This is a genomic window from Mesorhizobium sp. M7A.T.Ca.US.000.02.2.1, assembly GCF_003996995.1.
Lineage (GTDB): Bacteria > Pseudomonadota > Alphaproteobacteria > Rhizobiales > Rhizobiaceae > Mesorhizobium.
The window spans coordinates 1-9,221 of the sequence record NZ_RZTT01000245.1 but is presented as its reverse complement, the minus strand read 5'-3'; the positions used below and the strand labels follow the sequence as shown (position 1 = coordinate 9,221).

Annotated in this window: 9 protein-coding genes and 1 tRNA gene; 7 read left to right on the top strand and 3 right to left on the bottom strand. The window is 62.5% G+C overall.

Going from position 1 to position 9,221, the window contains the following annotated elements; translation table 11 throughout:
- Window positions 1-244: 244 nt before the first annotated feature.
- From EOD15_RS21625 to EOD15_RS21610, 4 genes are all read left to right on the top strand, one after another.
- The gene (locus EOD15_RS21625; RefSeq protein ID WP_127408809.1) at window positions 245-1,645 is read left to right on the top strand and encodes a lipopolysaccharide biosynthesis protein; all 1,401 of its coding nucleotides are present in this window, start codon (window positions 245-247) and stop codon (window positions 1,643-1,645) included.
- On the top strand, window positions 1,645-2,925 hold the full coding sequence (locus EOD15_RS21620) for a GNAT family N-acetyltransferase (RefSeq protein ID WP_127322332.1): 1,281 nt from the start codon (window positions 1,645-1,647) through the stop codon (window positions 2,923-2,925). The genes EOD15_RS21625 and EOD15_RS21620 overlap by 1 nt, the downstream gene beginning before the upstream one ends.
- A gap of 378 nt (window positions 2,926-3,303) precedes the next feature.
- Window positions 3,304-4,461, top strand: coding sequence for a hypothetical protein (locus EOD15_RS21615; protein WP_164761998.1), 1,158 nt, complete (start codon window positions 3,304-3,306; stop codon window positions 4,459-4,461).
- Between the two features lie 270 nt (window positions 4,462-4,731).
- Window positions 4,732-5,937 carry a hypothetical protein gene (locus EOD15_RS21610; RefSeq protein ID WP_127322330.1) on the top strand — a complete coding sequence of 402 codons (1,206 nt, stop codon included), beginning with the start codon at window positions 4,732-4,734 and terminating at the stop codon, window positions 5,935-5,937.
- Window positions 5,938-6,087: 150 nt separating this feature from the next.
- Here EOD15_RS21610 and EOD15_RS21605 read toward each other — a convergent pair.
- A tRNA-Leu gene (locus tag EOD15_RS21605) sits at window positions 6,088-6,172 on the bottom strand.
- A 276-nt stretch (window positions 6,173-6,448) separates the two neighbouring features.
- On the opposite strand from EOD15_RS21605, the gene EOD15_RS21600 reads away from it, so the two are divergent.
- Together EOD15_RS21600 and EOD15_RS21595 are read left to right on the top strand one after the other, a co-directional pair.
- Window positions 6,449-7,036 carry a YqaA family protein gene (locus EOD15_RS21600; protein ID WP_127408808.1) on the top strand — a complete coding sequence of 196 codons (588 nt, stop codon included), beginning with the start codon at window positions 6,449-6,451 and terminating at the stop codon, window positions 7,034-7,036.
- A 35-nt stretch (window positions 7,037-7,071) separates the two neighbouring features.
- The gene (locus EOD15_RS21595; RefSeq protein ID WP_127320840.1) at window positions 7,072-7,590 is read left to right on the top strand and encodes a disulfide bond formation protein B; all 519 of its coding nucleotides are present in this window, start codon (window positions 7,072-7,074) and stop codon (window positions 7,588-7,590) included.
- A gap of 162 nt (window positions 7,591-7,752) precedes the next feature.
- On the opposite strand, the gene EOD15_RS21590 is transcribed toward EOD15_RS21595, so the two are convergent.
- Together EOD15_RS21590 and EOD15_RS21585 are read right to left on the bottom strand one after the other, a co-directional pair.
- Complete coding sequence (locus EOD15_RS21590) at window positions 7,753-8,310, bottom strand: HNH endonuclease (RefSeq protein WP_006328497.1); 558 nt, start codon at window positions 8,308-8,310, stop codon at window positions 7,753-7,755.
- Window positions 8,311-8,438: 128 nt separating this feature from the next.
- Complete coding sequence (locus EOD15_RS21585) at window positions 8,439-9,080, bottom strand: DNA-3-methyladenine glycosylase (RefSeq protein WP_127268792.1); 642 nt, start codon at window positions 9,078-9,080, stop codon at window positions 8,439-8,441.
- Between the two features lie 73 nt (window positions 9,081-9,153).
- Between EOD15_RS21585 and EOD15_RS21580 the strand changes: the two genes are divergently transcribed.
- Window positions 9,154-9,221 (top strand): glutamate--tRNA ligase family protein (locus EOD15_RS21580; RefSeq protein WP_148129605.1); only part of this gene is annotated, 68 nt, incomplete at its 3' end.

The window sequence follows — 9,221 nt, the reverse complement described above, 5'->3', positions numbered from 1 at the left end:
CCCGAGGACCGCGACCCCAACAACCAGGCCACCTGGGGCAAAGTCGGCCGCAACGAAGCCTGCCCCTGCGGCTCCGGCAAGAAGTACAAGCACTGCCACGGGGCGTTCGCGTAAGGGCGCGGCGCTTTTTTTCCCTTCTCCCCGTATAGTGACGGGGCGAAGGGGGCTCCCCACCCACGTTTTCTTAATGTGTCTCCGCTACACCAACGCCTGAAAAAGAAGCGGAAAACGGAGAGAAATCGGGGTGCGCTTTTCCGCGGCCACGACTGCCGGGCGGTTCTTGCCGCAGCGTTGGGCGCTGCGCATGGGGCCGTTGCTTGGCCGCATCGATGCCGTGCTGTTCACCGCCGACGAGCGCGGCGAGGCGAGCCGCATGTCGGTCATCGCCTTCTCCATCCGCATCGTCAGCGCTGTCATCGCCTTCATCAGCCAGGTGCTGATGGCACGCTGGATGGGCTCGTTCGAATACGGCATCTTCGTCCTCGTCTGGGTGACGATGGTCATCGTCGGAAACCTCGCCTGCCTGGGCTTCCACACCTCCGTCATCCGCTACATTCCCGAATACCGCGAGCGCGGCTTGATGGATGAGCTGCGCGGTATCGTGCTGGCCAGCCGTCTGTTCGTGCTGATCGCCTCGACGCTGATCGCCGGGCTCGGCGCGCTCGGCGTCTGGCTGGCGGCACCCTGGATCGAAAGCTACTATGTGATCCCGTTCATCCTCGGCGTCATCTGCCTGCCGATGATCGCCATGTCCGACCTTTTGTCGGGCCTGGCACGCGCCAACAGCTGGGCGCTGTTTGCCCTGTCGCCGACCTATCTGGTGCGGCCCGTGCTGATCCTGCTGTTCATGGCGCTGATGCTGTTCGTGGGCTACGCACCCGATGCCAGGACCGCCATCTTCGCCTCGATCGCCGCCACTTACGTCACTACGCTGGGACAACTGGTCGGTGTCATCCAGCGCATGGAACGGCAGATCCCGGCGGGGCCGATAAAGGTCCATTTCGCGCAATGGTTCGTCGTCTCGCTGCCGATCTTCCTGGTCGAGAGCTTCTTCTTCCTGCTGACCAATGCCGATGTGCTGATGGTCGGCGCCTATATGGATCCCAACGACGTCGCCGTTTATTTCGCCACCGTGAAGACGCTGGCGCTGGTGCATTTCGTCTACTTCGCCGTCAAGGCCGGCGTTGCCCAGCGCTATGCGCAGTTCACCCATGGCGACCCGCAAAGGCTTGCCGCCTTCGCCCGCGAGACGGTGTCGTGGACGTTCTGGCCATCGCTCTTGATGGCCCTGCTGGTGCTGGCGCTCGGCGAGCCGATGCTGGTGCTGTTCGGCCCTGAATTCACATCAGGCTATCCGCTGCTGTTTCTGCTCGTCTTCGGCGTCGTGGCGCGGGCCGCCGTCGGCCCCTGCGAAAGCCTGCTGACGATGAGCGGCAACCAGAACATCTGTGCTGCCGTCTATGCCATGACGCTGGCCTTCAACATCGCCCTCAATGTGGTGCTCATCCCGATGTTCGGCCTGTGGGGCGCGGCAATGGCCACCGCCTTTGCCATGATCTTCGAAGCCGGCGCGCTCTCCTTCACGGTGTGGCGCAAGCTCGGTATCGCCATGCTCATCTTCTTAGCCCCGAAAGGAGCCGCGTGATGGCTGCCATCCCGTTGCTTGAGGAAACCAGCGGCGGCACCGCCGGCGCCATGGTGTCGGGCCTTGCCGGGCTGACCCGCGACGCCGACCCCGCCCATATCGAAATCCTCGCCAACAACCGGCCCGAGCGCAAGCTCGCCATCTACCCCGCATCGGCAGGTTTCGACCTGGTGGAGGAGCTGGATTATCTCTGCGCCCGCACGGTCGAGCCCAACGTGTTCTTCAACCCGCGTTTCCTTGCACCCGCCATGCCGCGGCTGGAGGATCGCGAGGTACGGCTGGCGGTCATCCGCGACGGCGACGAATACCGCAACCGGCTGCGCCTTCTGGTGCCGTTCTCGGTGGAACGGCCCGTCGTGCCGCTCGGCGTGCCGGTCATGCGCACATGGTCGAGCCCGTTCGGTCCGCTCGGCACACCGCTGGTCGATCGCGACGATCCGGTCGGCGTCGTCGAGGACTTCTTCTCGATGCTGTCGCGCCCGCACCTCAAGCTGCCGAAAGTGTTCGTCCTGGCCGATGTCCGGCTCGATGGCCCGGTGGCGAGCCTGCTTGCCACCGTGGCCGAGGCGCGCGGCCTGACGCTGGTCACCACCGGCCAGAGCCAGCGCCCGGCGCTGGAGAGCGAGCTCGATGGAGACGATTATCTGAAGGCCTCGCTGCGCTCGCACCATTATCGCGAGTTCCGCCGCCTGAAGCGGCGCCTTGGCGACCTTGGCAAGCTTGAGCATGTCGTGGCGCGCGGCCCCGAAGACATCCGCCATGCCATCGAAGGCTTCCTGTCGCTGGAAGCGGCCGGCTGGAAAGGCCGCGAACGCACCGCCATGGCGATCGACCGCTTCCGCGCCGCCTTCGCCCGCGAAGCCGTGCACCGGCTGGCCGAACAGGACATGTGCCGCATCCATTCGCTGACGCTCGACGGCCGCACCATCGCCTGCCTGATCGTCTTCGTCGAAGCCGGCGTCGCCTATACCTGGAAAACGGCCTATGACGAGACGCTGGCCAGCTATTCGCCCGGTACGCTGCTGATGATCGAGGTGACAAGGCAGCATCTCGACGATCCCAACATCATGATGACCGATTCCTGCGCGGTGCCCGACCATCCGGTGATGAGCCGGCTATGGGCCGAGCGCAAGCCGATGGGCACGCTGGTGATCGGCCTGGCGCCGGACGCCGACCGCCTCGCCCGCCAGGCCGCCTCGCAACTGCACCTCTACCGCGAAACCCGCAACATGGCCCGCCTGCTGCGCAACCGCATGAAGAGCTTGTTGGGGCGGCGCTGAGAAAAGGCAGGGGGCGGTTCTGGAGAATGGCACATCTTCGCTGCAATATTTGACGGGTGGGTGACCGGGAATTTAATTCGGTTGCCAGCAGGCAAACGTCAATATTGATCTCTGCTTACAAAAAACGAGATTTCTTGCAGAAATTTTCCAGTGAAAGCCGATAAGACCTACTCGCATTCTTGTTCATAATTCACGATAATCTAGTGATTCGGTAGCGATGAGAGAGAAATGTCGCTGAATCATGAGGCCAACGGCACCCGGCACATCAGTGCGGAGGAAAGCGCCGTTGTCCGAAGGGCCGACGAAGACTTCGAAGAACTGATTCGAAGCATTCGAGCCGCAACGCATCAAGCTTTGCCTCTCTTCGAAGAGGAGCCCGTGACCGGATTGGCCCAGCCAGACACGCTGGCCGCCTCCCTCGGCTCGATTTCGGCCCGGACGGGATCGAGCCAGGCCCGCGCCATGCGCGGCTCCTCGCCCCTGTCCGACGACAGGCTGGATCCACGTGCCGTTGACGACTTGGCGTGGTCGTTGGTTGACCACGATGTGGGCAGGCTTGATGCGCAAACGCACGATGCCGACGCTCCCGATACCGACAAATGGGAATTGCAGGAAGAGGTGGCGAAGCTGCAGCGCTTGCAGGATCGCACCTCGAAAGAGCTTGGGCGAAAATCGCGCGAGCTATCGATCGCGAGCAAGACAATCGCCGACCTGGAGGTCCAACTCGACAGGGCACGGCAGACCATTGCGCAAGCGGACAGGCATGCCGGCCAGCGCGCAACGCGGTTCCTCGAAGCGAATGTCGAGGTCGAGCGTCTGGGCCGGAACCTGGCGCGCGTGTCGGGGCAACTTCGCGACGAGATCATCGCCAGGCAAGCCGCCGAGCAGGCGCGTGAGGACGTTGCATGGCGGCTCGCAAGCTTGCAACAGGCCACCATGCTGCTTCGTTCCAAGGTCGCGGATGACCGGCTCCACAACGAAAGACTGACCGGCAAACTGTCTGCGCAGATGCTGGTGCAGCAGGACCTGCAGGTGCGGCTGTCCACGCTCGAGCATCAGCGCGGCGTTCTCGGTGATTGCGCCGCCGCCGCGCAGGAGCGGGCCGTCGAACTTGAAAAGAGGTTGCGCTCGCTCCAGCGCAGCGCCGCCGATCAAAGCGTGGTCCGCGCAACGCCGAGGGTCGGGCAGCGCGCCGAGGACGTGGCCGAGCATCGGCGCCAAACCTCGGAAGCCGAGATCGCGACGTTGCGCCAGGAGCGCGACGCGGCGCGCCGAGACTATGGCGCGGTGAAGGTCCAACTCGCCGATCTCCGCTTGCGCGGCATGTCCGACGAACTCGCGCATGCCCGTTGCCGCGATGAAAACCGCCAGCTTCACCAAAGGCTGGAAACGCTGACACGCCAGGATCCCCCCAACGGACCGGCAGCCGATGACAATGCCGATCTCGAACGGACATTCGACGAATTGCTGGCGGCTGGCGAGATCGGCGCGGCCAATGACGGCGGCCCCACCGGCGGGACGCGCAAAGCGTCTTGACCGCCTGCTCAGATGTATCGGTACGCAGGTGGCCACGTCGAGCCGACGGACGTGTTGGTGATCGGCATGACGTCGCCGCCCTTCTGGCACACCGAACTCGAGGCCGTCGAAACGTCGAGTGCATTCCAACGGTTGTCGTGTCTGTGGATGCCCTCAGCAAGCGTCTTGATCCCTGCCAGAGCGAGGATTCCGAGCCATGAAAAATGAAATGGCTGCCGCAGGTCTCCTCGCCATCAGTCCCGGCTCGATCATTGCATCGCCGAGCGCTCCATGCCCTTGGATAGCATCTGGAGCGGCGGCGGCGTAGATACCGTTTGGAAGAATGTTCAACGTCAAAGCTTAGGAATCGCCATGAGTAGGCAAGATCGAGGCCTTACGCGCTTCTCACGCAGGACGCGCAACGGCTTCAAGAATGCGGCGTTAGCACTTCATCTAGCGATCAACGTAGAACGACGAGACAGCATTGCCATTCGTGTAACAGGCGGCATGGGCGACCATATCGTGGCCGTCCGGTTTATTCGCGATCTGCTGAGCCACTTTGGCCGCGCAAAGATCGACGTCTATTCCGTAACGGGCGGAATGGGGTGGCTTTACGAGCCTCTCCCGGATGCAACTTTCATTGAAGCTCCGAAACGCGTATTTACGTGGGTCACGCATCGATATCTTCTTGTCCTGCAGCTCACACACACCGTAGATCTTGTGCACATGAGTTCTGCCGCTGCCGAACGGTGGCCGGCGCTTTCAGCAATGCTGCAAAGCATCGCACCGTATCGGAAGATGTTTTCGCATGCGATCGATGCGCATCCTCATTTGGACTTCCATCCAGCACTTGTAGCCCAATTTCAGAACGTGAGGCGAGACACCTTTCTGAACCATGTCAGCGGTGTGCCCTTTGGCGGCCATCAATATCCGTTACCTGAGGATGCGTCCTTGGTTCAAAGCTTGGGACTGGACCATAAACCCTACATTACCGTCCATAATTCCTTCAGCGAGGAGTCGGGTCGCCCTCGAGCTACGCGAGATTATCCGTTCTTGGATGATGTCGTGAAAGAGGTGAAGGCGCAGTTGCCGGATCTTCCGGTTGTCCAAGTCGGCGTGGTAGGAGGCACCCTCAGTTCGGCCGACTACAACCTTTCTTCCAAGACAACACAGCCGCAAATCACCTCCGTTCTTGCGAACTCGTCCATGCATTTCGACATGGAGGGAGGGCTTGTTCATATCGCAAGCTGTGTAGGGACGCCGTGTTGTGTCGTTTTCGGTCCAACGCCGATCGGCTATTACGCCTACCCGAACAATATCAATATTGCCCCGCGTGTCTGCGGCGGTTGTTGGTCCCTTACATTGGATTGGCAAAAGACCTGCCTTCTAGGCGCCGCGGAACCGCCTTGCATGTTCACGCAACCACCCAAGGCGGTGGCGCATGCGGCGTTACCGCATCTGCGAGTTTTGTTGAGCGAAAAGCGCCGATCAGCCTGAAGGGGCACTTGCAGGCGAACAAGGGCCGGCAAGCGTTAGCATGGGAAACAGCAGACCACGATACACGCAACGCCGGCGCTGCCGCGCACAAGCGGATCCCAAAACAAACACAGGCTAAATTGTCCCACCCGAAGCTCGAAGAGTGAAGGATGGTGCCCCTAGCCGGAATCGAACCAGCACTCCTTGCGGAACTCGATTTTGAGTCGAGCGCGTCTACCAATTCCGCCATAGGGGCTCAGGCCGGGCGGCCTGGATGGCGCGGGACTATACGGTTGGAGGGCTGTTCGTCAACTGGCCAATTCTCCGGCGCCTTCAAGATGCGACCAAACTGCGCCTTTCGATTTCGTGACGGGGCTGCCATTGTGCAGCGCGGAAAATCTTTCTAGACAGGCGGCGCATCAAAGCGCGGCACGTCTGCGGGGACGGATGGCGTGCTCTGGGTCTTTGTTGCGTGCATGCCGTTAAACCCCAACCTGCCTGCGCAATGGAACGACACGCATTAGGAGTGCCGATGCTTCGCGGACTTTACGACTGGACCTTGTCGCTGGCGGCCCGCAAATCCGCCGAATGGTGGCTGGCCTTCATCGCCTTCGTCGAAAGCTCGGTGTTCCTGGTGCCGGCCGACGTGCTCTATCTGCCGATGGCGCTGTCGCGGCCGGATCGCGCGTACCGCTATGCGCTGATCGCCACCGTCGCCTCGGTGCTGGGCGGCATCGCCGGCTGGTTCATCGGCCACTACGCCTATGACGCCGTGGCGAGGCCGATTCTCGAATTCTACGGCAAGTACGACGAGTTCGAAGCGCTGCGCGCAGGGGCAGGCGTCGGCTTCATCGTCCTGATGCTGATCACGTCGGGCGCTGCCCACCTGCCGCCGATCAAGGTGGTGACGATCCTGTCCGGCGTCATCGGCGTCAATTTGCTGTTGTTCGTGGTGCTGGCGATCGTGGCCCGCGGTGGCCGTTTCCTGCTGCTCGCCTGGCTGCTGCGCCATTATGGCGAACCGATCCGCGAATTCATCGAAAAGCGCCTCGGCCTCATCGCCGTCGCCGGCGCGGCTGCCCTGATTTTGCTCTATATCTTGGTCAAATACGCGTTCTGAACAGAACCATTGCGAGCCGGGACGGACCGATTGAAATGACAGCGACCATGAATGCCGACACCGGACGCCAGCGCACGCTGACCGCCTTGTTCCTCGCCGTCGCCATGGCCGCCACCGTCGGCTCGGCGCTCGCCTTCCAGTATCTCGGCGGCTATATCCCCTGCCACCTCTGCCTCGAACAGCGCACGCCCTACTATATCGGCGTGCCGCTGATGGTGCTGGCGGTGATTGCGTCGATGCTGCACGCACCCAGCTGGCTGACGCGCGGTCTGCTGGCCGTCGGCGGCATCCTGATGCTCTACGGCCTCTATCTCGGCGTCTACCACTCCGGCGTCGAATGGCAGTGGTGGGCCGGCCCGACCGATTGTACCGCAGGCGCCGGGCCGGTCGACACCGGCGGCAAGGGCGTGCTCGACGCGCTCGACAAATTCGTGCCGCCGTCCTGCGACAAAGCCGCCTTGCGCATCCTTGGCCTGTCGCTGGCCGGCTGGAACGCCATCGCCAGCCTGATCCTCGCCGCCGTCGCCTTCCGCGGCGCCCTCACCCGCGACTGATTTGGCGCGATGGCGCCGACGCGAGATCGTTCAAAGAGTTCGGCAGGCTGAGTCGTATGGAGTGATTGTCGAGAACCGAAGCGGAGCGGACATTTGGTCCGTGAGCATCGGAAGCGCAGACAATTGCTCCAGACGGCCAGCCTGCCGAATTCTCGAACGATCTCAGGGTTCGAGTTCGACATCCCAGTACAGATAATCCATCCAGCTCTCATGCAGATGGTTGGGCGGGAACAGGCGACCATTGTTGTGCAGATCGTGCACCGTCGGCTGGAAAGGCTTCTGCAGCGGCCACATCTTGGCATGCGCCGGCATCATGCCGCCCTTCCTCAGATTGCAGGGCGAGCAGGCGGCAACGACATTCTCCCATGTCGTCGCGCCGCCGCGATGGCGGGGGATGACGTGATCGAAGGTCAGATCCTCCGGCGTGCCGCAATACTGGCACTGGAAGCGATCGCGCAGGAAGACGTTGAAGCGGGTGAAGGCCGGGTGCCTGGACGGCTTCACATAGGCCTTCAGGCTGACCACGCTCGGCAGCTTCATCGAGAAGGTCGGCGAGGAGACGGCGTGCTCGTATTCGGCGACGATGTTCACCCGGTCGAGGAACACCGCCTTGATAGCATCCTGCCACGACCAGAGCGACAAGGGATAATAGCTGAGCGGACGGTAATCCGCATTCAGCACCAGTGCTGGAAGCCCATCCGGAGATACGGCAACCGTCACGTGTTCACCTCCTTGGTTCTAGACCCGAACGGCGCGGATACTGTAAGCCCGACATGACAGGGATGTGAAGCGGATTGTCGCGTCGCCTAAGCGCCAAAAATGCATGATTTTTATGATTTTTTGCGGATTCAGGCCGGCGGCGCGGCGTCCCGCCCTCTGGTTTCGCGATAATAGGACCAGAAAAGCCGTGATGCGACACCTCGCCACGGGCTCCATGATTCGGCCAATGCGATCAGGGTTTTCTCCGGCGGACGCGGCTCGATGCCGAGCGCGTGGCCGACCGCGCTCTGCAGCGCGACGTCGCGCGCGGGGAAGATGTCGGGATGCCCGGCGGCGAATAAGAGATACACTTCCGCTGTCCACGGACCGATGCCGGACACCGCCGTCATCGTCGTGATCGCCTCCTCGGCATCGAGCGAACAGAGGTGATGAAGGTCGAGGCCGTCGACCACGGCCTGGGCAACAGCGATCAGGCCGCGCTGTTTGGGCCGCGACAGGCCGGCTTCGCGAAACATGTCCTCGCCGGCGGCCAGGATCGCCTGCGGCGTCAGCGGATCGACGAGCTTGGTCAGCCGGCCGAAGATGGCATCGGCACTGGCGCGGGACACTTGCTGCGAGACGACGATCGACGCCAGGCTTCGAAACCCCGGCTCGGACAGCCGCAGCGGCACCTCGCCAGCCATGCCGCGCACCTTTTCCAGGCGCGGGTCGATCACGCAAAGCGCATCGAGCCCCCGGGCAATGTCGTCTGATGTCACGATACGGCGCATGCTTTCTTGTTCCTCGACCGTCGACAGGGTAGCAATTGGCGAAGCGCCGCAAAACATGATTGCCGCCTGAGAGATGACACTCCTGACATTCCGCTTCGCGCCCAGCCCCAACGGCGACCTGCATCTCGGCCACGCCTATTC